At 72.2% G+C, this 24,468-nt stretch carries 23 protein-coding genes; 11 read left to right on the top strand and 12 right to left on the bottom strand.

From position 1 onward, the window contains the following. Positions 1 to 32: 32 nt before the first annotated feature. Positions 33 to 1,445, bottom strand: a complete 1,413-nt coding sequence (locus tag ACKUU6_RS30830; protein ID WP_407991845.1) for a lamin tail domain-containing protein — start codon at positions 1,443 to 1,445, stop codon at positions 33 to 35. A 227-nt stretch (positions 1,446 to 1,672) separates the two neighbouring features. On the opposite strand from ACKUU6_RS30830, the gene ACKUU6_RS30825 reads away from it, so the two are divergent. The 5 genes from ACKUU6_RS30825 (at position 1,673) to ACKUU6_RS30805 (ending at position 8,394) form a co-directional block, all read left to right on the top strand. Then, positions 1,673 to 3,067: a glutamate decarboxylase gene (locus ACKUU6_RS30825; protein WP_407991844.1), complete on the top strand. Its 1,395-nt coding sequence runs from the start codon at positions 1,673 to 1,675 to the stop codon at positions 3,065 to 3,067. A gap of 149 nt (positions 3,068 to 3,216) precedes the next feature. Further along, positions 3,217 to 3,438, top strand: coding sequence for a hypothetical protein (locus ACKUU6_RS30820; protein WP_407991843.1), 222 nt, complete (start codon positions 3,217 to 3,219; stop codon positions 3,436 to 3,438). A gap of 12 nt (positions 3,439 to 3,450) precedes the next feature. Beyond that, positions 3,451 to 4,143 (top strand): hypothetical protein, encoded by a 693-nt coding sequence (locus tag ACKUU6_RS30815; protein ID WP_407991842.1) that lies wholly within the window; start codon positions 3,451 to 3,453, stop codon positions 4,141 to 4,143. After that, positions 4,136 to 5,383, top strand: coding sequence for a lanthionine synthetase C family protein (locus ACKUU6_RS30810; protein WP_407991841.1), 1,248 nt, complete (start codon positions 4,136 to 4,138; stop codon positions 5,381 to 5,383). Before ACKUU6_RS30815 ends, ACKUU6_RS30810 begins: the two co-directional genes overlap by 8 nt. Next, positions 5,380 to 8,394 carry a lantibiotic dehydratase gene (locus tag ACKUU6_RS30805; RefSeq protein ID WP_407991840.1) on the top strand — a complete coding sequence of 1,005 codons (3,015 nt, stop codon included), beginning with the start codon at positions 5,380 to 5,382 and terminating at the stop codon, positions 8,392 to 8,394. The genes ACKUU6_RS30810 and ACKUU6_RS30805 overlap by 4 nt, the downstream gene beginning before the upstream one ends. A 76-nt stretch (positions 8,395 to 8,470) precedes the next feature. Here ACKUU6_RS30805 and ACKUU6_RS30800 read toward each other — a convergent pair whose 3' ends face one another. The 3 genes from ACKUU6_RS30800 to ACKUU6_RS30790 all read right to left on the bottom strand — a co-directional run bounded on the left by ACKUU6_RS30800 (position 8,471) and on the right by ACKUU6_RS30790 (position 10,930). After that, positions 8,471 to 8,755, bottom strand: a complete 285-nt coding sequence (locus tag ACKUU6_RS30800; RefSeq protein ID WP_407991839.1) for a hypothetical protein — start codon at positions 8,753 to 8,755, stop codon at positions 8,471 to 8,473. 176 nt (positions 8,756 to 8,931) lie between these two features. Continuing rightward, a complete protein-coding gene (locus ACKUU6_RS30795) occupies positions 8,932 to 10,155 on the bottom strand; it encodes a L,D-transpeptidase (RefSeq protein WP_407991838.1) in 1,224 nt (407 codons plus the stop codon). Between the two features lie 274 nt (positions 10,156 to 10,429). Beyond that, entirely contained in the window at positions 10,430 to 10,930 is a 501-nt protein-coding gene (locus ACKUU6_RS30790; RefSeq protein WP_407991837.1) for an SsgA family sporulation/cell division regulator, read from the bottom strand. Between the two features lie 311 nt (positions 10,931 to 11,241). Here ACKUU6_RS30790 and ACKUU6_RS30785 point away from each other — a divergent pair, with 311 nt between their 5' ends. The 3 genes from ACKUU6_RS30785 to ACKUU6_RS30775 all read left to right on the top strand — a co-directional run bounded on the left by ACKUU6_RS30785 (position 11,242) and on the right by ACKUU6_RS30775 (position 14,646). Then, positions 11,242 to 11,661, top strand: a complete 420-nt coding sequence (locus ACKUU6_RS30785; RefSeq protein WP_407991836.1) for a helix-turn-helix transcriptional regulator — start codon at positions 11,242 to 11,244, stop codon at positions 11,659 to 11,661. A 10-nt stretch (positions 11,662 to 11,671) separates the two neighbouring features. Continuing rightward, positions 11,672 to 12,085, top strand: coding sequence for a VOC family protein (locus ACKUU6_RS30780; protein WP_407991835.1), 414 nt, complete (start codon positions 11,672 to 11,674; stop codon positions 12,083 to 12,085). A 170-nt stretch (positions 12,086 to 12,255) separates the two neighbouring features. After that, positions 12,256 to 14,646, top strand: coding sequence for an ATP-binding cassette domain-containing protein (locus tag ACKUU6_RS30775; protein ID WP_407991834.1), 2,391 nt, complete (start codon positions 12,256 to 12,258; stop codon positions 14,644 to 14,646). Between the two features lie 221 nt (positions 14,647 to 14,867). Here the strand turns inward: ACKUU6_RS30775 and ACKUU6_RS30770 are convergent, their stop codons facing one another. From ACKUU6_RS30770 to ACKUU6_RS30740, 7 genes are all read right to left on the bottom strand, one after another. Continuing rightward, positions 14,868 to 16,157: a hypothetical protein gene (locus ACKUU6_RS30770; protein WP_407991833.1), complete on the bottom strand. Its 1,290-nt coding sequence runs from the start codon at positions 16,155 to 16,157 to the stop codon at positions 14,868 to 14,870. Positions 16,158 to 16,264: 107 nt separating this feature from the next. Then, entirely contained in the window at positions 16,265 to 16,810 is a 546-nt protein-coding gene (locus ACKUU6_RS30765) for a sigma-70 family RNA polymerase sigma factor (RefSeq protein ID WP_407991832.1), read from the bottom strand. A gap of 130 nt (positions 16,811 to 16,940) precedes the next feature. Continuing rightward, positions 16,941 to 17,879, bottom strand: coding sequence for a hypothetical protein (locus ACKUU6_RS30760; RefSeq protein WP_407991831.1), 939 nt, complete (start codon positions 17,877 to 17,879; stop codon positions 16,941 to 16,943). 22 nt (positions 17,880 to 17,901) lie between these two features. Then, positions 17,902 to 18,660 carry an SOS response-associated peptidase gene (locus ACKUU6_RS30755; protein WP_407991830.1) on the bottom strand — a complete coding sequence of 253 codons (759 nt, stop codon included), beginning with the start codon at positions 18,658 to 18,660 and terminating at the stop codon, positions 17,902 to 17,904. A gap of 220 nt (positions 18,661 to 18,880) precedes the next feature. Further along, positions 18,881 to 20,623 (bottom strand): hypothetical protein, encoded by a 1,743-nt coding sequence (locus ACKUU6_RS30750; protein WP_407991829.1) that lies wholly within the window; start codon positions 20,621 to 20,623, stop codon positions 18,881 to 18,883. Beyond that, on the bottom strand, positions 20,620 to 21,369 hold the full coding sequence (locus ACKUU6_RS30745; RefSeq protein WP_407991828.1) for an ABC transporter ATP-binding protein: 750 nt from the start codon (positions 21,367 to 21,369) through the stop codon (positions 20,620 to 20,622). The genes ACKUU6_RS30750 and ACKUU6_RS30745 overlap by 4 nt, the downstream gene beginning before the upstream one ends. A gap of 91 nt (positions 21,370 to 21,460) precedes the next feature. Next, a complete protein-coding gene (locus tag ACKUU6_RS30740) occupies positions 21,461 to 21,751 on the bottom strand; it encodes a helix-turn-helix transcriptional regulator (RefSeq protein ID WP_407991827.1) in 291 nt (96 codons plus the stop codon). Positions 21,752 to 21,907: 156 nt separating this feature from the next. On the opposite strand from ACKUU6_RS30740, the gene ACKUU6_RS30735 reads away from it, so the two are divergent. Then, a complete protein-coding gene (locus ACKUU6_RS30735; RefSeq protein WP_407991826.1) occupies positions 21,908 to 22,198 on the top strand; it encodes a hypothetical protein in 291 nt (96 codons plus the stop codon). Between the two features lie 62 nt (positions 22,199 to 22,260). Further along, positions 22,261 to 22,491, top strand: coding sequence for a hypothetical protein (locus ACKUU6_RS30730; protein WP_407991825.1), 231 nt, complete (start codon positions 22,261 to 22,263; stop codon positions 22,489 to 22,491). 127 nt (positions 22,492 to 22,618) lie between these two features. Here the strand turns inward: ACKUU6_RS30730 and ACKUU6_RS30725 are convergent, their stop codons facing one another. Next, positions 22,619 to 23,422 carry an endonuclease I family protein gene (locus tag ACKUU6_RS30725; RefSeq protein ID WP_407991824.1) on the bottom strand — a complete coding sequence of 268 codons (804 nt, stop codon included), beginning with the start codon at positions 23,420 to 23,422 and terminating at the stop codon, positions 22,619 to 22,621. A 534-nt stretch (positions 23,423 to 23,956) separates the two neighbouring features. Here ACKUU6_RS30725 and ACKUU6_RS30720 point away from each other — a divergent pair. Beyond that, a complete protein-coding gene (locus ACKUU6_RS30720) occupies positions 23,957 to 24,466 on the top strand; it encodes a hypothetical protein (RefSeq protein WP_407991823.1) in 510 nt (169 codons plus the stop codon). Positions 24,467 to 24,468: the final 2 nt, after the last annotated feature.

Raw genomic sequence — 24,468 nt, 5'->3', positions numbered from 1 at the left:
CGGTGGGGGCGGGGCCGCGAGCTGAGGAGGCGTCAGCAGGTGATGCTGCCCTTGCGCAGCGCGTGACCGCCCGTGTTGCTGTCGTCGGACCAGTAGACGGGCTTCGAGCCGCCGACGCACTCCGCGGCGCCGGCCACCGAGAAGCCCTCGTTGTTCAGGTTGGCCATGCCGCTGGGGCGGTTGTACACGGCGGTGGTCGCCCACACGCCGGAGGTGTTCACCTGGAGGGTGCGGTGCTGGCCGTTGCAGGTGTCGTCACAGACCACCCAGAGGCGGGCCGCCTGCGGCTCCCACTGGAGCTCCATCACACCGGACATGCCGCTGCTGACGGAGGCGATCCGGGTGTAGCCGCCGGTGTCCAGCAGGACGTAGCCGTGGACGGCGCCGGTGCCCTCGACGCCGACGAAGAAGACCCCGCCGGTGTGCGCGCCGTAGCGCGCCGGGTCGTAGGCCGCGCCGGTCGTGGCGTCCTTGAAGCCCGCGCCGGTCAGGTAGCTGTCTGGGACCCAGGTGACGGCCTCGAAGCCGCTGTTGGAGCCCACGGCCGGCAGGTCGGAGGTGAGGTTCCACTCCCGGGTGGCGGTCAGCGTGGAGCCGGTGCCGCTGACGTCGTACCTGAGCACGGACAGCCGGCTGGTACCGGACGCGTCGCCGTTGCGCTCGCTGGCGACGAAGATCCCGCCTGCGGCGCCCGCTCCGGTGAGCGTGACGCCCTCGCTGTCCACGGTGCCCGAGCCGCCCGGGAAGCGCAGCGTCTTACCGGCCGACCACCCGTTCGCGGTGTCCGGCTTCCATCCGCCCGAGCCGTTGCCGACGAGTCGCCAGAGCTTCCCGGAGTTCTGGGCGCCCCACATCACGCCGCCCTCCTGGTACAGCCCGCTGAGGTCCTGGCCGAAGACGTCGGCGGCGTCCGCCGTGGCCACCGAGCCGCTGCCCGGCCAGGCCACGGGCGTGCCGCCACCGCTGCCACCGCAGGCGTTCGGGCCGCCGAGCGTCACGGTGGTCGCCTTGAACGCGCCGGTGCCGTCGGCGCAGCGCGACCAGGACGGGTCGGAGTGCGAGGTCCAGCTGAAGCTGTCGACCAGGGTGCTGCCGTCCGGCAGGTACAGGCGCGCCTTGTCGGCGGAGCCGAGGCCGAACGAGCCGTGCACGTCGAACGCCTTGAACGCGCCCGGCGCGAGCGTCGTACCCGAGGCGATCTTGTACTTCGAGCTGCTGTCGTCCTTGAGTATCCAGCCGGAGACGTCCACCGTCCCGGTGCCCTTGTTGTACAGCTCCACCGAGTCGTTGACGTCCCCGGTGGTCACCACCTCGTTGATCCGGACGTCGTCCGCCGGGACCGCGTGGGCCGGACCCGCCGTCAGGGTGCCGGCGGCCAGGGCCAGACCGGCCACGAGCAGGAGCGGGAGGTTGCGGTGCCATCGGTGTGCGGGCGTTTCGGTCACGGTGTCCGTCCCTGGGTTGTCGCGTCAGACCGGGACGAGGGTCCCGGGCCCGGTCGAATGGGCCCCTCCCGGCAGGGGGTGGTCCCGTGAATGCTTGCCCAACTGTCGCTCTTGACGATCCGTCAGTACGTAACGATCCGCGTGGCGCGTGCGATCGCGCGGAATGTCCCGGTATATCTGCACTCTGTAGCTCCGCCGCCCCTTCCCCTTCGCCCGAGGAGGCCCCCGTGGCCCTGCACGAAGCCAAGGACCCTCGCGCGAGCGACGCGGCCACCGACCTGTTCGCGTCCCCGCTCAGCGAGGACGTCCTGCCGAAGCACCGGATGCCGGCCGAGCCCTCCAGGCCCGAGGTGGTGTACGCGCTGATCCACGACGAACTGCTGCTGGACGGCAACGCGGCGCAGAACCTCGCGACCTTCTGCACCACCTGGTCGGACGACGAGGTGCACCGTCTGATGAACGAGTGCCTCGACAAGAACATGGTCGACAAGGACGAGTACCCGCAGACCGCCGAGATCGAGTCACGGTGCGTCAACATTCTCGCCGACCTCTGGAACGCGCCCTCCACCGGCGAGGACGCGCCCAACGCGGTCGGCTGCTCGACCACCGGCTCCAGCGAGGCCGCGATGCTCGGCGGCCTCGCCCTCAAGTGGCGCTGGCGCGAACGGCGGCGCCGCGAGGGCCGGCCCACCGACCGGCCCAACCTGGTCTGCGGACCGGTGCAGATCTGCTGGGAGAAGTTCGCCCGGTACTTCGACGTCGAGCTGCGCCAGGTCCCCCTGGAGCCCGGTGCCACCGGACTGCGGGCGCACCAGCTGCGAGAGCACGTCGACGAGAACACCATCGGCGTCGTGGCGATTCTCGGCGTCACCTTCACCTGTGACTACGAACCGGTCGCCGAGTTCGCCGCCGAACTCGACCGGATCCAGGCCGAGACCGGCTGGGACGTGCCGATCCACGTGGACGCCGCCAGCGGCGGCTTCATCGCGCCCTTCCTCCACCCCGACCTGGTCTGGGACTTCCGCCTGGAGCGGGTCGCCTCCATCAACGCCTCCGGCCACAAGTACGGACTCGCCCCGCTCGGCGTGGGCTGGGCGGTCTGGCGCACCGCCGACCTGCTGCCCGAGGAGCTGGTCTTCCAGGTCGACTACCTCGGCGGCGACTTCCCCACCTTCGCCCTGAACTTCTCGCGGCCCGGCGGCGGGATCGTCGCCCAGTACTACGCCTTCCTGCGCCTCGGCCACGGCGGCTACCGCCGCGTCCAGCAGGCGTGCGCGGACACCGCCCGGTTCCTGGCCGGGCAGATCGCCGACCTGGGCCCGTTCACCCTCCTCTACGACGGGGACGGCGCGCTGCCCGCCGTCTCGTACAAGCTCACCGACCCGGCCGGCGCCGGCTTCAGCCTGTACGACCTGTCCGACCAGCTCCGAATGCGCGGCTGGCAGGTCCCCTCCTATCCGCTGCCCGCCGACCAGCAGGACACCGTCATCCAGCGCGTCCTGATCCGGCACGGCGTCGGCCGCGACGAGATCGCCCTGCTCGTCGCCGACATCCGCCGTGCCCTCCAGCGCCTGACCCAGGGCGCCCCGGCGGAAGCCGACCGCGCCGCGTTCCACCACTGAGGCCGCACGCCCCGGCAGCCCCTGCGGTGCCCGGGTAGCCGTGCGACGCTGGAGGGTGACGGGGGCGCCGGGCCGGTGATCGGGGCGGCTGGACGCTGCCCGTCGGCCGGGAGCCGCCCTTCGGCAGTCCGCGACGACGGGAGCGAGCCATGTTGGACGAATTCGACCTGGACATCCGGTTGGAACCCGTGCCGCTGCCGCCGCTGGAGGACGGCCACAAGGACGGCCCGAAGAACACCCAGCCGGGCAGCACCTGTCAATTCTCCTGCCAGCTGACCTGCGGTGGGACCTGCGAGTGCCCCACCAATCCGGAACACTGTGTCGAGCCCGAGGTGATCACTCACAACTGTTCCCCCACCTCGGTGTGTTGAGCGGCGCACGCGATGACCGTCGTCACCACCCGGCCCTCCGAGCGCGGGCGGCTCATCACGCGCTACTCGCTGACCACCTCGCCGCTCTACCCGGCGGTCCACGGCTACCTCGCGCCGCTCGGCATGCCCGCCTCCCCGACGACCGACGAGCAGGAACCCGACCGGTTCTTCGGCCGCATGCTGTCCGCCGTGCGCAGGGAGACCCGCCGGTACGAGCCGGTCGCCGAGGCGCTGCACACCGTTGCCGCCTTCGTCGAGCGCGGCCCGGGCGAGGAGTACCTCACCGCCTTCTACCGGGTCCGCCCGGCGGAGGAGGACCCGGCCCTGGTCTACGTGTCCACGGTGTACGCCCGTGCGCTGTTCCACCTCGCCCGCCAGCCGGACACCGAGACCTTCCCGCAGAACATGCGCAGGCTGCTCAGCGAGCCCGTCCCGGCGCTGGCCCGGTTACGGGAACTGCTCGGCGCGCTCCCCGAGGACTTCGTAGGCCACCTGCTCGCCGAGGCGGTGGCCCGACGTGGTGAGAACCCGTTCTTCCGTGAACGGCTCGACCATGCCCGGGAGTTGTTCGAGCAGTACAGCGGCCCGACCGTGTCCTGGTGGACCGCCGACGCCCGGCCGCTCTCCGTGCTCGGCACCGGCCGGCTCGACAACCCCGCCGCGCTGCCCGCGCATCTGGCCCTGGCGATGACGCTCTATGAGTAGCCCGCCCACGCCCGCCGTGAGCGGCCTGCCCGGCATCCACCGGGCCACGCCACCGGCGGAGTTCCTCGACGCGGCGGTACGGATCGCGGACCGCCTCCGCCGCCCGGAGCAGGTGGCCGAAGGCGTCCGCGCGGACCGGCCCGACGGCGCACCGCCGTGGTTCTGGCAGGCGCACGGCACGGCAGCGGGATTCGCGGGCCTGGCGGTGCTCTTCGGCTGCCTGGACCGGGCGTTACCGGACGGCGGCTGGGACCGGGTCGCCCATCAGCACCTGACCGCCGCCGTCGAGGCGGCCCAGCAGGTCGAGGTGCTGTCGCTCGGGCTGGCCGAGGGCGTGTCCGGGCTCGCCTTCACCGCGCTGCTCCTGGACCACGACGGCCTGCGCTACCGCAGGCTGCGCCGCACGCTCGACCAGCACCTCGCGGACCGGCTGCCCGGCGTCCTCGGCGGCCTGGGACGTCCGGCGCAGCTCAGCTCACCCGATCTCGACCTGATCAGCGGGGCGGCGGGAATCTCCTGCTACCTGGTCCGCCGACCCGAGACCGACGCCCTGTCAGCTCTCGGGACCGAGCTGCGGGAGGGGCTGGCGCGCTGTGTGACCGAGGGGCGGCTACCCCGGCGGCCGACCAACGGGGCCGTCGACTGCGGGCTCGCGCACGGACTGCCCGGAGTGCTGGCCGCACTGGCCGTGGCCCGGCTGCGGGGCGCCGCCACGCCCGGCGCGGCGACCGCACTCCGCGCCGGCGCGGACTGGCTGTGGGCACACCGGCTCACCGATGCCCGGGGGCCCGACTGGCCCGCCGACGACACCTTCCCCTCCCCCGGTCCCACCCACGCCGCCTGGTGCTACGGAGCCCCCGGTGTGGCACGGTCCCTGCTGCTCACCGGGCGCGCTCTACGGGACCCGGCGCTGCGGGCCGACGCCCTGCGCGCGGCCACGGCCGTCTGCCAACGCCCCGACCGGGTACGCCGGTTGGTCTCCCCCGGCTTCTGCCACGGCACCGCCGGACTCGCCCACCTGCTCCGGTGCACCGGCCTCGAAACGGGCCGGGCCGACCTCGTGGCCGAGGCCCGGAGACTGGTGGCCGAGCTGGTCACGGCCTTCGACCCGGACGCACGGTTCGGCTACCGGGCCGGCTCGCCCTGCCTGCTGGACGGCGCCGCCGGAGTCGCGGCGGTCCTGCTCTCGGCCGTCGGCCGCCCGACGCCGGAGTGGGACCGGCTCTTCCTGATCCGATGACCGGCCGCACCCGCCCCTGGTCCTACCGGCCGCTGGACTGGTTCGCGGTGCGGACACCGCTGCTCCCGGCCGACGCGCCGCCCGCGACCGCTCCGCTGACCAACCTCGCGCTCTGGATCGGCAGCCCCGACCTCTGGGAGTCCCTGAACGGTCCGGCGCCGGACGGCACCGCGCCGCCGCCGCGCAGCGCGTTGAAGGCCCGCCGCTACCTGGACCGGATGTCCCACCGGCCCACGCCGTACGGTCTGTTCGCGGGCGTGGCGCTCGGCACCTGGGGCGCGGGGACCGACCTCGCCGTGCGAAGGATGCCGGGGCGGACCGGCACCCGCCTGGACGCGGCCTGGCTGCTGGCGCTGGTCGAGCAGCTCGAATCCGATCTCCTGGTCCGGCGGCAGCTGGGGTTCGTCCGGCACGGCGCCGTCCTGGTCTCCGCCGGGCGGCTGTACCTGCTGGACCCGCCGGGTTCCGCGTCGGCGCAGCCCCCCGGGTCGGCCCCTGGCTGCCTCTCGCTGCGGGCCACCGCCCCGGTCCTGGCGCTCCTGGAGGCGGCCGGAACCACCGTCCCGTACGGCCAGTTGGTGAAGGCCGTACGGGACGCTGTACCGACCGCCCCGGCCGAGCGGGCGGAGGAGCTGATCGAACGGCTGCGGCGGGCCGGCGTCCTGCTCACCGATCTGCGGCCCGCGCTGACGGTGGCCGACCCCGCCCGGTACCTGGCACAGCGGCTGACCGGGGTGGTGGACGCCACCGACCGCCCGGGGCGGTTGCGGCGGCTGGTCGAGGAGGCGGCCAAGTGCGACCGGCTGGGCCCGGCCGACGGGCTCGCGCTGCGCCGCGCCCTGCTTCCCACCGCCCGGGATCTGGTCCCCGACGTCAGCACGGTGCTGCAGACGGACAGCACGGTCGAGCTCACCGGCCGCACGCTGCACCACGCGGTGGCCCGGGCCGCCACGCAGGCCGTGGACCTGCTGCTGAGGACCTCCACCCTGCCCGCGCGTCCGCCCGACCTGGCCGGCTACCGACGGGCCTTCGAGGAGCGCTACGGTCTGCAACGCCCGGTGCCGCTCCTGGAGTTGGTCAATCCGCACCTGGGCCTGGGCTTTCCCGAGGACCACGACGTGAGCTCAGCTCGGACCGCCGGACCGCCCGGCCGCGACGAAGCGCTGATGCAGCTCGCCGCGCGTGCCCTCGCCTCCGGCGCCGACACCGTCGCGCTCGACGACCGCACCCTGGCCTGCATCGAGCACGAGGTGGACCCGCGCGGTCTGCCGCCGACGCTCGAACTGTTGGCCACGGTGGAGGCACCCGACGCCGCCTGCGTCGATCGCGGGGAGTTCGCGCTGGTCGTCTCGCCGGGGGTCGGTTCCTCGGCGGCCGGGCGCAGCCTCGGGCGGTTCGCCTTCCTGCTCGGCGAGCAGGCGCCGCGCCGGCCGGCGGCACGGCCCGGCGTCGACCCGGACCGGGTCGACGCCGACTTGCTCTACCAGCCGTTGGTGGCCCGCGCGGCCAACGTCGCGATCTGTCCGCCACGGCACGGACACGTCGTCAGGATCGGGACCGGCGACCACCCGCAGGACCCGCCCGCCATCCCGCTGGACGAGATCGTCGTCGGCGTCGAGGACTCCGGCCTGGTGGCCCGCTGGGGAGTGGACGGGCCACGGCTGCGCCTGCACGTGCCGCACATGGTCAACTGGGACGGGGCGCCCCGACTGGCCCGCTTCCTGCTCCGGATCGAGCAGCCGCCGGTCCTCCAGGCATTCGACTGGGGCGCCGCCAACCGCCTGCCGTACCTGCCCCGTCTCACCTGTGGCCCGGTCGTCCTCACCCCGGCCCGCTGGCGACTGGGACCGACCCTGCTCGGGACGGACGGCCGGGCCGGATTCCCCGCCGCCCTCGACGAGTTCCGTCGCACCTGGCGGATGCCCGACCAGGTCAGGCTGATCGAGTACGACAACCACGTCACCGTCGATCTCGACCGGCCGGAGGACGTCGAGGAGATCCGGCGCACGCTGAACCGCGCCGGGACGGTCATCCTTCAGCAGTGCAGCCCGGTCCGGGACCGGGCCTGGCTGCCCGGCCCGGACGGCCTGCGGATCGCGGAGGTCGTCGTCCCCCTCGCCCTGACCACCCGACCGGAACCCCCCGCCCGCACGGCACCCGCCGCCGCCCGGCCGCGGCCGCGCGTGCGGACGGCGGTTGACCACACGGTGCGCCGGGCCGGCCCGGGCTCACGGTGGATCTACCTGAAGCTGTACGCGCCGAGCGTCACCCACGACGACCTGCTCACCGGCACGGTCGCGGACCTGGTCGACCGAGCCCTGCGGTCCGGCTCCGTCCTCGGCTGGCACTTCCTCCGGTACGCCGACCCCGCCCCGCACCTGCGGCTCCGGTTCGAACTGGTCGACGACTCCCACTGGCACGCGGTGGCGGCCGAGCTTTCCAGCAGTCTCCGGGACGAGTTGGCCGAGGGGACGGTCAGCCGGTTCGCCTTCGACACCTACGACCGCGAGATCGAACGTTTCGGCGGTCCAGCAGGTCTGGACTTCGCCGAACGCGTCTTCTGCGCCGACAGCACCGCCGTACTCGCCCTCCAACAGCACCTGGCCCGGCGGACGGTAGACCTCGACCGGCTGACGGTCGCCGTCCTCACCGTCGACCGCCTGCTCGCCGATCTCGGCCTGCCGCCCCCGGATCGGCAGGCGCTGGCCGCCGCCATGGCCGACGGCAGCGATCCCGCCACGGGCACGGCCTTCCGCGAGTCCAAGGACCGGCTGCGCGAGCTGCTGGGCGCCGTTGCGCCACCGCCGCTCGAAGAGCTGCTGGCGACCCGCAGTGCGGCGATCGCCCCCGCGCGGCCGCCCGACCGGGACCGGACCCCCGGCGTCCTCTCCTCGCTCGCCCACCTGCACTGCAACCGTCTCCTGGGCACCGACCGCGCGCAGGAACAGTCGGTCTACGGCCTGCTCGCCCGCTCCCACCGCAGCCTTGCCCGGTGGCCCGGCCCGGCCTGAAGCGCCTCAGCCACCTACTCAGGGCTGAAGCGGCCGGTTGGACGGCCGCGACCTCCAACCGACCGCAGGCGCCGCACTAGGCGCCGGGCACCCAGTGGTTGTGCAGCGGAAAGACGTCGGTCTGACCGGGCTGCGCGGGCAGGCCCTGTTCCGCGGCGACCGGGCCCATCTTCTCCGCGAACGCCGCCATGTGCCGCTCGCTCTCCCAGATGTCGTAGATCTCCAGGCCGCCGTCGGTCGGCACGCAGGCGTGCGACAGGCACCCCTCGAAAATCTCGGGTGTCTGCTGGAGCCGTGCATTCAGGCTGTCGTACTGATCGGTGGTGATCCCCGGGAGCACCGTACGGATGAGAACTGCCATGGCCGGACCTCCTCGTCGACCGGGGCACCGCCGTGCCGGCGGCGCGCCTGCGCCTCCTTCCAGGACACCACCGGGGGATGACCACGGCATCCCAAAACGGCCCGCGCCTCCGCCGCTCGGCCACAACATCCGATGGACAGCACGGAGTTGACCGGCCCTGCCGGCGCGCGCCGTGGCTACCAGGAACCCCAGGGGACGTTCCAGCCACTGAGACCGTTGTCCGGGGCGACCGTGTCGCCCTTGGAGTTGACCACCTTGACGACATCGCCGACGATCGTCGACTTGTAGAACTTCCCCGCCCGCGAGCTGTCGCTGCCGCCCTCGACGTCCTGGACGCCTATGCACCCGTGGCTGCCGTTGGCCGCACCGATCGAGCCGCTCCAGTAGTTGCCGTGTACGTAGGTGCCGGTGTCGGTGAGCCGGATCGCGTGCGGGACCACCAGGTCGTACTCGTCGCCGGAGCCTGCGGCGGTCACGCCGTGCGAGGTCATCCGGGTGGTGCCCTCCATCGCCTCGGCCACCATGACGCCGCTCCAGGTGTCGAAGCCCGACTTGCCGCCGGTCACCGGGACGGTGTCGGCCACCTGGCCGTCACGTTCGACGGTCATCCGGTGCGCGGAGAGGTCCACGGTGGAGATCTGCGAACGGCCGATGGTGAACGGCTCGTCCCGGTCCTTTCCGCCGTACACCCCGGGGGCGGTCTCGACGCTGCTGAGGCGACGGTGCACGGTGACCTTGGTACCCGGCGTCCAGTACTTCTCCGGCCGGAAGTCCAGCCGCCTGTCGCCGAACCAGTGGCCCTTGACCACGGTGCCGTCCGAGGCCTCGACGGTGATGCCCTTGAGCACCGCGTCCTTCTCCTTGACCGCCTTGTCGAAGCTGACCGAGACGATCATGCCGACGCCGTAGGCCTGGCCGTCGTCGATGTTGTCGTGCGTGCCCGCGTCCTTCGTCGGGGTGAGCGTGCTGAAACTGCTCTCCGCCGTGGCGGTCACCCCGGAGGCGTCGGCGGCCACGGCGCTGACCGTGTACGTCGAGGAGACCTCCAGATGGCCGGCCGTCGGCGCCCAGCCGAGGCCGTCGGCGGTGACCGCGCCGGGCACCTCCTTGCCGTCCTGACCGGTCACCTTGACGGTGCTCAGCTTGCCGCCCGTGACCGAGACCTTCAGCGCACCGGCCGGCTTGACGTCCTTGGCGCCGCTGCCCGGCTCGATCGACACCACGGCCGCCGACACGGCCGGCTTGGTCGGCGCGGCACTCTGCAGAGCCGCCGCGGCATTGGCCGCACCGGACCCGCCCGCGCTCTTCCCCTCGCCGCTGCACCCCGTGGCCATCAGCACCAGAGCACCCCCGAGCGCCCCCACCGCGAGGCCCTTGCGCATCGACTTCACCTTCGCCACTCCCCCCGACACTCCACCTTGCAGACCGGCCCACTCGTGATCGGTCTCTCCACCTCTAACACGCGCCGACCTGCCGAAAAGGTCACAGCCGGAGATCACGGTTCGGCTGCGGTTTCCCGCACGGTTACCGGCGAGGGTGACGCCCGGCCCTGCCGGTGGCGTGCTCGCCCACCTGGCAACCGGCTCGCGCACGGGCCTGTCGGTGACCCGCCCGGTCGAGGCCGCCGCCGGACGGGCCCGAACTCGGTGTCCGCTCGGCCCGGCCTGGGCGCCGCTACCCGGGTGAACCCCCGGGTGGGCGGCAGCCACAGCCCTCCGCCCGGCCGGCACCGGAGTGCCCCAGCAGACGGCAGAGCAGCAGATCGAGGTCGAAGTGGTCCCGCTCCGACCCGATCGGGACGAGTCGTTCGGTGCGCCACAGGAATCCCCCGATGTCGGCGGCCCTGGCACGCAGCGCGGCCTCACCGCTCTCGCCGCGCAGCCCGATGTAGACGTTCTGCGCGTCGCCGGGCCCCGGATGGACCGTCACATCGCCGACGCCCGCCCACTCCCTGACGCCCGTCGCGAGCAGTTCCCGGGCAAAGGTCCAGACGATCGGCTGGTCCAGCCCGACGTGGATGTCAAGGAACACCGCGTACGGGTCCCTGACGTCGTACCGCAGACAGGCGGCAACGGCGAGGTCGGCGCCCGGCTCCACCACCAGTTGCAGTTCGAGCCGGGTGGCGACGGTCGGGGTGCCGAAGCCCTGGACGGGTACCTTTGGGAGGCGATGCACGGTCACCGCCCCGCCTTCGACGGGCGGTCACGCACCGCGTCGGGTTCCGGCCGGGTGCTCCGGAGTGGTCGGGCCAACCGTTCCCACTCCGGATCGCGCCTGCCGGGCACCGTCCAGCCACGGGCCGCCCAGAGCCCGGCGAGCTGGGCGAAGAGTGGAACTTGGCGAAGAAACGTTTCGTCAAAGGCCACATCGTCGGCCTCGGTATCAGTACGCACACCGGAAGAACGACCGAACCGGTCCGGGGTAACCCTCCGGCTCCGTACCAGCATCCCGCCCGGTGTGACCGAGCGCTGTGGGATGGTGGTGGCATGACCTTGGAGGACCTCGTCCGGCTGCGCCGGGCCCGCGACCAGGTGGACCGCGACTACGCGGAGCCGCTCGACGTTCCGGCCCTCGCGCGCACTGCCCTCATGTCGCCGGGCCACTTCTCCCGCAGCTTCCGCGCGGCCTTCGGGGAGACGCCGTACAGCTACCTGATGACCCGCCGGATCGAGCGGGCCAAGGCGCTGCTGCGGCGGGGCGACCTCTCGGTGACGGAGGTCTGCTTCGAGGTCGGCTGTACTTCGCTGGGGTCGTTCAGCTCGCGCTTCACCGAACTGGTCGGCGAAAGCCCGAGCGCGTACCGGGCCCGCAACCATGACGAGGGTGCCGCCGTCCCCGCCTGTGTCGCCAAGATCCACACCAGACCGGTCAGGAATGGAGAAGCACAAGCCGCCGGCCGCCCGTAGCGTGAAACGCATGGACATCAAGCTTTCACAGTGCTTCATCGCGGCTGACGACCACGACAAGGCCGTCCCCTTCTACCGGGACGTGCTCGGCCTGGAGGTGCGCAACGACGTCGGGTACGGGGGCATGCGCTGGGTGACCCTCGGGGCGCCGTCGCAGCCCGACGTGGACATCGTCCTCGAACCGCCGCTGGCCGACCCGAACGCCTCGGCCGCCGACCGGGAGGCTGTCGCCGAGCTGCTCGCGAAGGGCCTGCTGCGCGGGGTCATCTTCTCGACCGACGACTGCGACGCCACCTTCGAACGCATCCGCGCGGCGGGCGCCGAGGTGCTGCAGGAGCCGATCGACCAGCACTACGGCGTCCGGGACTGCGCCTTCCGCGACCCCGCCGGCAACATGATCCGCTTCAGCCAGCCGAGCAAGTAGCCCGACACCCTGCGGACCCCGGCCTGCCACCTCGGTCGGGGTCCGCCCGCACGAGCCGGTTCCTCCCCGGGCCGAACCGACTTGGATACCTTGGTCCCGCACCGGGCGCGACACCGACGGGGACCGCGCGGGCGGTCCCGCGCAGACAGACGCAGACGGATGGAGACACGATGAGCAGGGCCAAGAGGACGGACGCGCAGCCGTCTGCGCCGCACGTTGCCGACAGCCACGATCTGATCCGCGTGCACGGCGCGCGCGTGAACAATCTCAAGGATGTCAGCATCGAGATCCCCAAGCGTCGGCTCACGGTGTTCACCGGCGTCTCGGGATCGGGCAAGAGCTCGCTGGTGTTCGGCACGATCGCGGCGGAGTCGCAGCGGTTGATCAACGAGACGTACAGCGCCTTCGTGCAGGGCTTCATGCCGACGCTGGCCCGGCCCGAGGTCGACGTCCTCGAAGGGCTGACCACTGCGATCATCGTCGACCAGGAACGGCTGGGCGCGGACCCCCGCTCCACCGTCGGCACCGCCACCGACGCCAACGCGATGCTGCGCATCCTGTTCAGCCGGCTCGGGAAGCCTCACATCGGCTCGCCCCAGGCGTTCTCCTTCAACGTGGCCTCGGTCAGCGGGGCCGGTGCGATCACCACCGAGCGTGCCGGACAGACCGTCAAGGAGCGCCGCAGCTTCACCGTCACCGGCGGCATGTGCCCGCGCTGCGAGGGCCGGGGATCGGTCTCCGACGTGGACCTCACGCAGTTGTACGACGACTCCAAGTCGCTCGCCGAGGGCGCGCTGACCATCCCTGGCTACAAGCCGGGTGGCTGGAACTACCGGCTCTACAGCGAGTCGGGCTTCTTCGCCGCGGACAAGCCGATCCGCAAGTTCACCAAGAAGGAGCTGCAGGACTTCCTGCACCGCGAGCCGACCAGGATGAAGATCGCGGGCATCAACATGACCTACGAGGGACTGATCCCCCGGATCCAGAAGTCCTTCCTGGCCAAGGACCGCGAAGGGATGCAGCCGCACATCCGGGAGTTCGTGGACCGGGCGGTCACCTTCACCACCTGCCCGGACTGCGACGGCACCCGGCTCAGTGCGGGCGCCCGGTCCTCGAAGATCAAGCGGATCAGCATCGCCGACGCCTGTGCGATGCAGATCAGCGATCTGGCCAAGTGGGTGAGCGGACTCGACGAACCGTCCGTGGCGCCGCTGCTCACCGCGCTCCGGCAGACCCTCGACTCCTTCGTCGAGATCGGCCTCGGCTACCTCGCGCTCGACCGGCCGTCGGGGACCCTGTCGGGCGGCGAGGCGCAGCGCGTCAAGATGATCCGTCACCTGGGCTCCTCGCTGACCGACACCACCTACGTCTTCGACGAGCCGACCATCGGTCTGCACCCGCACGACATCCAGCGGATGAACGACCTGCTGCTGCGACTGCGGGACAAGGGCAACACGGTGCTGGTCGTGGAGCACAAGCCGGAGGCGATCGCGATCGCCGACCACGTCGTCGACCTCGGCCCCGGCGCGGGGACGGCGGGCGGCACCGTCTGCTTCGAGGGCACCGTCGAGGAGCTGCGGGCGGCCGGCACCCTGACCGGCCGTCACCTGGACGACCGGGCCGCGCTCAAGGAGACGGTGCGCAAGCCCACCGGCGCGCTGGAGATCCGTGGCGCGACGGCGAACAACCTGCACGACGTCGATGTCGACATCCCGCTCGGGGTGCTGACCGTCATCACCGGCGTGGCCGGCTCGGGCAAGAGCTCGCTGGTGCACGGCTCGATCCCCGAGGGCGCGGGGGTGGTGTCGATCGACCAGGGCGCGATCCGCGGCTCGCGGCGGAGCAACCCGGCGACGTACACCGGGCTGCTGGAGCCGATCCGCAAGGCCTTCGCGAAAGCGAACGGTGTGAAACCGGCGCTGTTCAGCGCCAACTCCGAGGGGGCCTGCCCCAACTGCAACGGCGCCGGTGTCATCTACACCGACCTCGGGATGATGGCCGGGGTCGCCTCCACCTGCGAGGAGTGCGAGGGCAGGCGGTTCGACGCCTCGGTGCTGGAGCACCGCCTCGGCGGCCGTGACATCAGCGAGGTGCTCGCGATGTCGGTGACCGAGGCCGAGGAGTTCTTCGGCAGCGGAGAGGCGCGCACGCCTGCCGCGCACGCCATCCTCCAGCGGCTCGTGGATGTCGGCCTCGGCTACCTGACCCTCGGCCAGCCGCTGCCCACCCTCTCCGGCGGCGAGCGGCAACGAGTCAAGCTGGCCACCCACATGGCGGAGAAGGGCGTGATCTACGTCCTCGACGAGCCGACCACAGGACTCCACCTCGCCGACGTCGAGCACCTGCTCGGCCTGCTGGACCGACTGGTCGACTCCGGCAGGTCGGTCATCGTCATCGAGCACCACCAGGCGGTCATGGCCCACGCCGACTGGATCATCGACCTCGGGCCCGGCGCCGGGCACGACGGTGGCCGGATCGTCTTCGAGGGCACCCCGGCCGACCTGGTGGCGGCCCGCTCCACCCTCACCGGCGAGCACCTCGCGGCGTACGTCGGCGCCTGACCGGGCCTGCCGCCGCGCCGGGGCGGCCCGTGCACGGTCTGCCCGCACCGCACCGTCCCGCCGGGGCGGCGGTGCGGGCAGACCGGGTGATGCGGGCGGAGTGTGCGGGCGGGTCGCCGACTCACCCGGCCACTCCGCCGGGCGCGATCCTCTCCGGTTCCTCATCCGAACTCCCTTTGATGACGGGTGAATTCGCTTCTGAGGTGCTGGGGAAGGCGGCCTCAGCCCGGCAGCTTCCACTCGGGGCTGAGCGCGATGGCCTTCAACTGCTCGGTGGTGAGCACCGGGGTCTGACGGGTGGCGGCCTGACCGAGCCCGCCGCTGTTGTACGCGATCACCACGACGCGCAGACCGTCCGCCCGCAGCACCTCTGCGGTCCAGTGACCGGGATTCTGTCCTTCCTGGCTCTCGACCAGGCGGCTGCCGTCCGGCAGGACCTGCCCGTTGGCGTACTGACCGGAGATGGTACTGCCCGAGGGCTGCGCGAGGTCCTGGCGCCAGTCCTGGACGTTGATCTCCACCAGGCTCGCGCCCTTGCCGTCGTTGATGGCGAAGTTGGCGTAGCCGTCCGTGTCCGTATTGGTGTCGGCGGGTGCGAGTCCGGCTGGGAGGAGCCTGGCTGCGGTGGCGACGATCTGCTCAGCCGGGAACTTGACCTGGCCTACGGGCGCCTGGCCCACGACTGCGGGAAGCTCGGACACGATCGCGTCCCAAGTGCGTGACGTCGCCACGGCGGTCAGCTGATCGGTCGTCAGCGGTGGTGTGGGACGGGTGCTCGGGGCTCCCATGTCCTCGGCGGCGTTCCACTCGGTGACCTCGATCAGCCGACCGTCCTTCCCGGACAGCGTCGCCGACCACCGCTTGGTGTCCGCCGGGCCCTTCGGGTACTCCCGACCCTGGAAGAGGGTCAGCACCGATCCATCGGCGAGTGTGGTGGTCTGGCAGGCCTCGTACGGCTCGATCTTCTGGTCCGGGCACTTGAGCCCGGGGGCTGAGGCGAGCGTCTGCCGGGTCAGGTGCCTCACCGAGACCGCCAGCCGGCCGATGCCCTTGCCGTCGTCGAAGCGGATCCGGACCATCGCGCCGTCCACCGGGACGCCCCGGCCCTCCATGCCCTGGACGCCGCTGACCGAGCCCGCGGGTAGCGCCGCCTGCAAGGCCGTCAGCACCCGCTCGGTGGGCACCAACACCTGACCGGCCGTCCCGGTGCTCCCGCCGGCTGACGCGGCCGCAGCTCCGGACGCCGGCGTCAGACCTGACGGAACGACGGAGACGGCGGGATCGAACGAGGAGGCGGGACCGCTGCCCGCCGCCACCAGGAACGTGCCCCCGCCGGCCAGGGCGAGCGCGGTCGCGCCGCCAGCCAGCACCGCTGTGCTGCGGCGCCGCCAGGCACGGCGGCCGCGCTCGAGACCGACCAGGTCGAGCTGGGTCGTCTCCGTGCGGAACGCCTCTCCGGCGCGCGACATGGCGTAGGTCAGATCCTCTTCGAACTGCTGGTCACTGGACACGCGAAAGCCTCGTCACTGTCGTCATGGTCTTCCTCGGGGCCCGATGAGCGGGGCCTGATAACCGGGCCGGTTGGGTGGGCCGGAACGGCCCGTGTGCTGGAGCGCCGTCAGCGGGACGCAAGCTCGGCGAGCGAATCGCCGAGCAGCGGACGCAGCCGGGCCAGCGCCCGCGTCGTCCTGGTCCGTACCGCACCCGGGGTCGACCGCATCATCTCGGCGGTCTCCTCGATGCTCCGGTCCTCCCAGTGCCGCAGCACCAGCACGGCGCGGTCCTGCGGGCTGAGCTGTGCGAGTGCCTGAAGCAACGTCAGCCGCAGGGCGCTGTCCCGGCCCTGATCACCCGTCTCCGGCAGCTCGCCGGTCGGCATCTCGCCGCTGGATCGTCGTCTGCGGTGGGCGAGGAACATGCGCACCAGCACCTGGTGCGCGTACGCACTCGGATTCTCGATCCGCGAGCGGCCCATCAGCCAGGAATTCTGCCGCCGCCAGATCATGTACATCCGGGCCAGCGTGTCCTGGACCAGATCCTCCGCCAGGTGCGTGTCTCCGCCGGTCAGCAGGCAGGCCGTGCGGTACAGCTGCGCCGTCCGCCCGGCTGTCAGCTCCAGGAACCCGGCGTCCCTGGTCTCTGCAGCGGTATGGCTGGCAGCCATGGTCACTCCCCCCTCACGGTACGTACAACTATCAAGAGTCACCGGGGGCGTCCGAATGTTACACACGACTTTTCGAAGTGCCCTGACCCCCTGCGGCTGAACACCTGTCAGGCTGCGCCCGCGCGGTGAGCTAGGCGAGCTCGGCGAGCTGCCGCCGCAACCGGTCGGCGGCCGCCCGGCGGCCCCGGGCGTCCTTCGCGGCGCGTTCCGCGCGGGCCCGGGCCGGTCCGACCGCGGCATCCGCTGCCCGCCGGGCCTGCTCGGCCGTCGCGAGCTCGGCCTCGGCCTCCGCCAGCGCGGCCCGGGCGGTCTCGACAGCCGCCTTGGCGTGGTGCTCGTGCCGCACGGCCTCGGCTCGGTCGCGCTCCGCACCTTCCGCCTGCTCCTGCGCCTCGGTCGCCGACTCCTCGCACCGGCGAGCCGCTTCCTGTGCTTGGCCGGCCTCCTCCCGCAGCCGATCGGCCTTCCGGCGCAGCCGCTCCGTTTCGCGGTGCCGCCCGGCCGTCCCCTCAACCGGGGTGGGCTCGGCGGTCCTACGGGTCCTGGTCTTCGGCCCGGCTGCTACCGGCGGAGCCAAGGAGATGACGATGTCGGGCAGTGCGACGCCCGGGTGAAGGGCCGTCGTCAACCGGCCGGTCAGCAACGCTCGGGCAGCCTCGGGGTCGGCGAGTGCGGCGAGCAGCGTCCCGGTCAGCTCCTGCTCCGCGGATTCGCTGAGATTCACCCCCGCGTCCCGGGCCAGCGCCTTGGCCTGGTTCACCAGAGCCGCCACCACCTGCCTCCGCTGAACCAGCAGGTCCTTCAGCTGCTCGCCCTCCAGGTGCTGCTGGGCCTGCCGCAACGACTCTCCGAGAGCGGTGAACCGTTCCATCGCCGGGCGGTCCTCGCGGACGAGCTGGTCGGCCACCCAGGCGGCCGTGTTCGGCTTGCGGAGCTTCTTGATCCGTTCGGCCAGGGTTCGGTCGCCGCCGCGCCGGGCGTTCAGCGCGGCCTCGTCGCGGGCTCGGGTGAAGTCACCCGGCGGCAGCGCGTACAGCCCGTCAATCACCTGCTCGGGGTCGGCTGGCACCCGCCCTGCGCCGGGTGCCGGGTTACGCCGCGCCATCGGCCGACCCGAGCGGGTCCGGCACCGGCTCCAGCAGTTCGGGGCCGTTGCTGCGGACGGAATTGACGGCGGTCGACACCGCCCGGACGGCGAGTTCGTCCCCGGCCGGGGTGTGAAGCAGGTGGCGGGCGCCGGCCGGGTCGGTCAGCTCCGGATCCAGCCAGGCGTCCACGTCGGTGCGGCTGATGGTCAGCGGCATCCGGTCGTGCACCCGCCCGGCCGCGTCGCTGGCGGCGGTGGTGATCACCGTGGCGGTCGCCAGCCACCCCGCCGGATCGTCGTCCGGTACCGAACGGTCCCGCCAGAACTCGTACAGCCCGGCCATCAGCAGCGGACCACCCGACACCGGAGACAGGTAGTACGGCTGCCGGTACGGCTTGCCACCCGCAACGGTGGGAGCGGCCACCCATTCGTAGAAGCCGTCCGCAGGAATGACGCACCGGCGGTTGGCGAACGCCTTCCGGAACGCGGGCTTGGCATGGACGGTCTCGGCTCGGGCGTTGATCATCCGCGCGGCCCCCGCCGCGTCCTTCGACCAGGACGGTACGAGCCCCCAGCGCAGCACCCTGGCCTGCCGCACCACCTCCCCGGTGCCCTTGTCCACGCGCTCCAGCACCGCCGGGACCGGATCGGTCGGAGCCACGTTCCAGCTCGGCGCCAGTTCCTCCAGGGCCGTCCACCGGGTCACCCCGAGCAGCTCGACCAGATCCATCGGCGAGGTGGTGGAGACGAATCGACCGCACATGGATCAACCGTGCCACTCCCGGGCTGCAACAGCATCCTTCGACAGGCAGACGGCTCGGAGTGGCCTGACGACGCGTCATGCACGCTCGACGCGGAAGGCCGCCCGCCGCCCGCCCGCCGCCCGCCCGCCGCCCGCCGCCCGCCGATGGTTGTCGGTATCCGCCGAGAACGGGACCCGAGCGGACGCTTCCGTCAACGGGGCCCGACCGGGCGGCAGCAGGTCAGGTCGCCCCGGGACGGGCCTTGCTCATCTTCACGGCCCTGGCCTGTACCCAGCGCAGCAGCAGGACGGCCACCACCACCGCCATCAGGGCGGCCTTGGCGACCGGTACGGCCGTCCCGGCGCGCAGCGCCGAGGAGAACATCGGGGTCAGCACCGCCACGCCCACGGCAGGCCCGGCCGCGTACCAGGCGGCGAACAGCAGCGGGCCGCTCCCCCCGCCCGCGCCCTGGGCCGGGGAGTACATCAGGTCCTTGCGCAGCACGCCCCGGCAGGCGTTCACCAGTCCCGCGGCGACCAGCGCCGGGGCCGCGGCCGGGGCCAGCCAGGCCGCCGGGCCCGTACCAGCCGCCAGCAGCGCCACGGCGCAGGCCAGCCCGAGCAGGGCGCCGACCAGCGTGGGGACGATCGCATGACGCAGCATCAGAGCGCCGAACGGGTACGGCGACCAGGACGCCCGCCGGACGTCGTCCGTCTCGATCCGGGCCGGCTCCAGCAGCTGCGCCACGGCCAGGTAGGCGAACACCAACGCCACGGCGGTGGCCAGCCAGGAGAGCGCACCTGCGGAGCCGTGCGCGAGGACGGCGCAGAGCAGTGCGGGCACCGTCAGCACCACCGCGCGCCCCAGCCGGGCCGGGGCGCGGAGCAGCGCGAGGGTGTCGCGCCACGGCACCACCTGCCAGGGCCGCCGAGGCGCGGGCAGCCGGACCCGGCGCTGCCGGTCGCTGCCGTTGGCGCTGTTCACCGCCAGCCGCGCGCTGCGCAGCTCGACCGTCCGGAGCGCGGCCAGCACTCCGGCGGCCGTCCTGGCCCGCTCCCGCAGCCGGGCCGGCGGCACCGTCGCGGCGGCCCGGTCGGCGCATACCAGCGCGGCCCCGGTCGACACCAGCAGGAGCGCGGCGGCCACCCAACCGCCCGTCACCGCGGCCGGGGTCGGCGCCAGCGCGGCGATCGCGGCCCAGCCCCACGGGCCCGACCACAGTTCGGCCGACTCCAGCCAGTGCACCGGGTGACCGGCGACGGCCAGCCCGCTCTGCAGCGCCAGCGCGATGATCAGCACCGTCAGGTACGGCGTGAGCCGGCGCACCCACCGGGCTGCCCGGTCGCTGCGCTCCACCACCAGCGCGGCGCAGGTGGCCAGCAGCGGCACGCCGAGCCCGCCGAGCAGACACCAGCCGAGCGCGGCCGGCAGGCCGACCCGGACGGTCAGCCCGAGCGCGACCATGCCGCCGACCGCCGCCACCAGACCGGGGAAGGCGGCCACCGCGCAGGACAGCCAGAACCAGGGCCGGAGCACCGGACGTGGCCGGACGGGGTGGATCAGCAGCCAGTCGGCCGCCGCCCGGGGCGGCACCACGGGCCCACGCCACAGGCCGTCCCGGACCAGCAGCAGGAAGGTGGCCAGCCCGATCGCGGTGATGCCGGCGGGCATCGCGGCGAGCAGATCGCCGCCGTGGCCGGTGTAGTCGGCGCCCATCGACGCCTGCAGGAAGAGGCCGAGGCTGGGCACCCCACCCCAGATGACCAGGATGAGCACCACGCAGTAGAGCGCGAAGCCGACCGATTTGGCGCGGCTGCGGCGGTGCGGGGCGCGCAGGGCGCGGAGCAGGGCGAGCGTCTCGTCGGTCCAGTCGTCGTCGTCCGTCCACTCCCCGACGGCGGGGTCGTCCTGGACGACGGGGTCGATGTCCCGGGCAGGCACGGCCTCGACTGCGGGCTCGGCCCCGGGGCTGGTGGTGGTCACCGGGCACCCACCGGGCTCGCGGTGGCACGGGCTGCGAACTCCGCAGCCAGCACCTTGCGGGTCGCGCCCTGCTTCAGGATCTTGCCGTCCTCCAGCACCACCACCCGGTCGGCCACGTCCAGCGCGAGATCGGTGTGGTGGGTGACCAGCAACACCGCGACGCCGTCCGCCAGTTCACCCTTGAGCAGCTCGGCGAGCCGGCGGCGGGCGTCCGGGTCGAGCCGCTGCTCGGGTTCGTCCAGCAGCAGCAGATCGCGCGGGCGCACCAGCGCGCACGCGAGCAGCAGGGCCTGCATCTGCCCGGAGGAGAGGGCCGAGGGCAGCGCGTCGGCCCGTTCGGCGAGCATCCGGTCGGTCAGGACCTGCGCGACCCACTCGGCGGCGTCGGCGACCCCGTGCGCGACCGCGACCAGCAGCAGGTGCTCGCGGACGGTCAGGTCCGGGTAGCAGGCGACGGTGTCGCCGACCACGGCCACCCTGGCCCGGATCCTGGGGTCGCTCTCGTCCATCGGGAGGCCGTCGAAGCGCACGGTCCCTTTACTGGGCACGTCGCGGCCGGCCGCGACCCTGAGCAGGGTCGACTTGCCCGATCCGTTGTGCCCGAGCAGCGCGACACACTCGCCTGCGGCCAGCGACAGGCTCATGGGGTGCAGCACCTCGCGCTCGCCGTACGAGCGGCTGACGCCGGTCAACTGCAGCAGGGCCTTACGGGCTGCGGCACGTGGTTCGGCGGCGTTCTTGGCCATGGGGAGGGTGCCTCTCGACGGGTTGTCCGCCCACAGTACCGACCGGCCCGCACCCGACCGGCCCGCGCCTGCCCCGAACCGGCAAGCGCGGTCAGCGCAGCAGGACGGCCAGCAGTTCGGCGAGCGTCGGGCCGTTGTCCGCGGGATGCCGCAGCGGCATGCCGTCGCTGACGCTGTAGTGGTTGGTACGCCCTTCGCGTCGGTGGCTGAGGTAACCGGCCTCTTCGAGGTCGACGATGATCCGCTGGACCGCACGTTCGGTGAGCAGGCAACGGGTGGCGATGTCACGGACGCGGATGCCGGGGTCGCGCGCGATCTGGACCAGGACCCGGGCGTGGTTGGTCAGGAAGGTCCACTGTCGCATCGTCTCCGCGTTGTTCATGACCAAAGGATAGGAGGCGGTTTCACGACGGTTAAAGCACGACTTTGGTTTCACGTATACCTTGACATGCCACGCCGGTCGGCGAAGAGTGGACCCGGTCCAGGACAACGGCTGCCCTCATGCGGCCCCGTGCAGGAGGTGCCGCAAATGGTGCGCATGACCCGCGAAAGCCTGGACGAGCTCGCGGCGTTCCTCGCGGAGCGGATCGGCGAACCCGCGGAGGATGGCACCGACCCCCAGCGGGTCGAGCCGCTCCGTCGCCAATTGCGGCACGCCGTCGTCGGCATCGAGGCCTACCTGGCCGCCGTCGACGCCGGCAGCAGCGCCGTCGTCCACCTCCGCCGACAGGCGGACGACCTGTGGGACACCCTGGAGCAGATCGCCGCCAGATGGCCGCGCACCACCGTCCTACCGGCAGTGCCGGCCATACCGGGCCCTGCGGCCTGAAACTTCCGGCCGGCTCGGCGAGTCACCCGTGCCCCCGGCCGCGCTCAGGCGTTGAACCGGCTATGAAGAAGCGCAGCCTGCTCGCCGCCGCATCCCTCGCCACCGGCGTCGCCCTCTCCCTGACCGCACCGCCCGCCCACGCCACCGCTACCGCCACCACCGGTCCGGCCGGCGCCACCGGCACCCAGGCCGTCACGGCGGCGCTCCCCATCGGCGACGCCGACACCCTCCGGGGCACCGGCACGGCCACCACCCTGCTGGCGCCCACTCGGCTCGCACCGGCCGCCGGCTAGGTCCTGTCCGGCGGTGCGCTCACCGTCCGTGCCCCGGACGCCGTGCCGAGCACCGTGACAGCTGCTCGCTGCTTGAGCCCCGAACTCCTGACGTACCGAGGGGAGTTCGGGGCTCTCTGACGCACGTCTACCAGATCGCGTCGACCCACTCCGGGTGGTCGATGAACGGGTTGCGGTTCTTCTGGAACGTGTCGAAGATGACCTGGTTGCGCTTCTCCTCGAAGGCGCTCGGCGGGTCCTGCTGGTTCCACTGCTTCAGCACGGACAGCCGGCCCATGTACGGGACGCTCCCGTTGGGGACCGTGTTGTTGGGCTCCAGGTCGGCCCAGCCGTCGCCGCCCTCGTAGCGGACGGCCATATAGAGGATCATGCGGGCCACGTCGCCCTTGTCCGCGTCGCGCGGCTCGAACGAGTCGGCATCCGTGAAACTGCCGGGTGCGCCGCTGACCGCGCTGCCGCCGTTGTCGAAGTCCTTGTTTCCGCGGATGCTGTTCACCTGAACGTCCGCCGGGCGCAGGTGGTGCAGGTCGGTGCCGGGGCCGGCCGAGGTTCCGAAGTTGCCGTGGGACTGGGCCCACACGTGCTCACGGTTCCAGTCGCCCACGTCGCCGCCGTTGAGGGACTTGCTGCGGGACGTGCCGCTGTACAGCAGGATCACGTTGTTGCTGTTGGCCGGGTCCTGGTCGGTGACCTTGAGCGCGTTCCAGACCGCGTCGTAGGAGATCTTGTTCTGGCTGCTGATGATCGTGTGCAGCGAGGCCTTGAGGCTGGCACCGGTCTTGCCGATCGCGTTCTTGTAGTACGTGCTGTCGTACGCGGTGGTCGTGGCGCTCGCCGGAGTCGCGGCGACCGTCGGAAAGGTGAGGCCGACGAGGACGGCGGATATGGTTGCCGCCAGGACCTTCCATCTGGCTTTCTGCGCAACGGACATGGGGGTGCCCTTTCCCGGGAACCGGCACGCGCCGGAACGTGACCCCTACTCAGGGGAGCCACGATCTACGCGTGTTGACTTTATGTCCACGCGAGCATGACATGTGCCGAGGGTCCGTCGTGTAACCGGGAGAAAGCCTTTCTGTGACGTTCTCGCATACGGCCGGATCCCCGCCTCCGCGCCAACCTGCTTGTGCGACAACGGGATTGACACCTCCGGCGCAGCCCGGGGCCACGTGCTGCCCGGTGGATCAGGTGATCTCCGGAGGGTCGGATCGTTGCTTTTCCCCGGGCGGGGTCATCTGACGAACGGCCGGTCCAAGCGAACTCCGAATCCTGCTGCGCTCATCAACACGGCGCGGAGCTCGTGCGACATCCGGGACATGACGGCCCATCAGCGGCCAAACCCTGCGGACGCCTGCGGGCCGCCGTCCGGCCATGTGGCGGTCACCTTGCCCGGCTACTGTCCCCGGCTGGAGGCCCGCCAGGGACCCGACGGTGCACCCTGCGCCCGCACTGTTGACGAAGGAGTCCCATGAGCGACGACGAGCCCGTCGAGCTGCAGCGCATGGCCGCGGTGAAACGTTCCGCCGGGCCCGGCGAGGGCAGTGCCGGGACGGGGTTCCAGGTCAGCCCGGAGCAGTACCGGGCAGCGGTGTCACCGCTGTTCGCCGCCTCCGAGCAGGTCCGGGCGCTGTACACCTCGTTGAGTGCCTTCCTGCCTTCGTCGGAGGCGCAGAACCCGTGGGGCAACGACGAGTCCGGCAAGCAGTTCGCCGAGGGTGACCAGGGCTACCTGAAGTTCAGCAAGGACACCCTGGAGGTCGTCAAGGGCCTGCCCGACGCCCTGAAAGGCATCGCCGAGGGCATGAAGGCGATGGCCGAGGGCTACCAGGGCGCGGAGGACTCGATCATCGAGACGCTCAGCTCCCTGGACGACATCGAGATCGCGGTACCCGCCGCGCCTTCGCTGACGAGCGCTCGGGTGGACAACCCCGTGCACATCCCGATGACCCCGCGGATCACCCGGAGCGGAAGGCACTGACC

It is taken from the genome of Kitasatospora sp. CMC57, assembly GCF_045866025.2.
Classification (GTDB): Bacteria; Actinomycetota; Actinomycetes; order Streptomycetales; family Streptomycetaceae; genus Kitasatospora.
Note: the sequence above shows the minus strand (reverse complement) of the source record. Positions and strands in the feature narration are given on the sequence as shown.

What these genes read in the sequence shown, in the direction of transcription:
- ACKUU6_RS30810 (WP_407991841.1), top strand. Translation starts at nt 4,136, where the DNA reads ATGAGTAGCCCGCCCACGCCCGCCGTGAGCGGCCTGCCCGGCATCCAC.
- ACKUU6_RS30720 (WP_407991823.1), top strand. Translation starts at nt 23,957, where the DNA reads ATGAGCGACGACGAGCCCGTCGAGCTGCAGCGCATGGCCGCGGTGAAA.
- ACKUU6_RS30745 (WP_407991828.1), bottom strand. Translation starts at nt 21,369, where the DNA reads ATGGCCAAGAACGCCGCCGAACCACGTGCCGCAGCCCGTAAGGCCCTG.
- ACKUU6_RS30730 (WP_407991825.1), top strand. Translation starts at nt 22,261, where the DNA reads ATGAAGAAGCGCAGCCTGCTCGCCGCCGCATCCCTCGCCACCGGCGTC.
- ACKUU6_RS30775 (WP_407991834.1), top strand. Translation starts at nt 12,256, where the DNA reads ATGAGCAGGGCCAAGAGGACGGACGCGCAGCCGTCTGCGCCGCACGTT.
- ACKUU6_RS30725 (WP_407991824.1), bottom strand. Translation starts at nt 23,422, where the DNA reads ATGTCCGTTGCGCAGAAAGCCAGATGGAAGGTCCTGGCGGCAACCATA.
- ACKUU6_RS30820 (WP_407991843.1), top strand. Translation starts at nt 3,217, where the DNA reads ATGTTGGACGAATTCGACCTGGACATCCGGTTGGAACCCGTGCCGCTG.
- ACKUU6_RS30780 (WP_407991835.1), top strand. Translation starts at nt 11,672, where the DNA reads ATGGACATCAAGCTTTCACAGTGCTTCATCGCGGCTGACGACCACGAC.
- ACKUU6_RS30815 (WP_407991842.1), top strand. Translation starts at nt 3,451, where the DNA reads ATGACCGTCGTCACCACCCGGCCCTCCGAGCGCGGGCGGCTCATCACG.
- ACKUU6_RS30800 (WP_407991839.1), bottom strand. Translation starts at nt 8,755, where the DNA reads ATGGCAGTTCTCATCCGTACGGTGCTCCCGGGGATCACCACCGATCAG.
- ACKUU6_RS30735 (WP_407991826.1), top strand. Translation starts at nt 21,908, where the DNA reads ATGACCCGCGAAAGCCTGGACGAGCTCGCGGCGTTCCTCGCGGAGCGG.
- ACKUU6_RS30785 (WP_407991836.1), top strand. Translation starts at nt 11,242, where the DNA reads ATGACCTTGGAGGACCTCGTCCGGCTGCGCCGGGCCCGCGACCAGGTG.
- ACKUU6_RS30740 (WP_407991827.1), bottom strand. Translation starts at nt 21,751, where the DNA reads ATGAACAACGCGGAGACGATGCGACAGTGGACCTTCCTGACCAACCAC.
- ACKUU6_RS30805 (WP_407991840.1), top strand. Translation starts at nt 5,380, where the DNA reads ATGACCGGCCGCACCCGCCCCTGGTCCTACCGGCCGCTGGACTGGTTC.
- ACKUU6_RS30755 (WP_407991830.1), bottom strand. Translation starts at nt 18,660, where the DNA reads ATGTGCGGTCGATTCGTCTCCACCACCTCGCCGATGGATCTGGTCGAG.
- ACKUU6_RS30765 (WP_407991832.1), bottom strand. Translation starts at nt 16,810, where the DNA reads ATGGCTGCCAGCCATACCGCTGCAGAGACCAGGGACGCCGGGTTCCTG.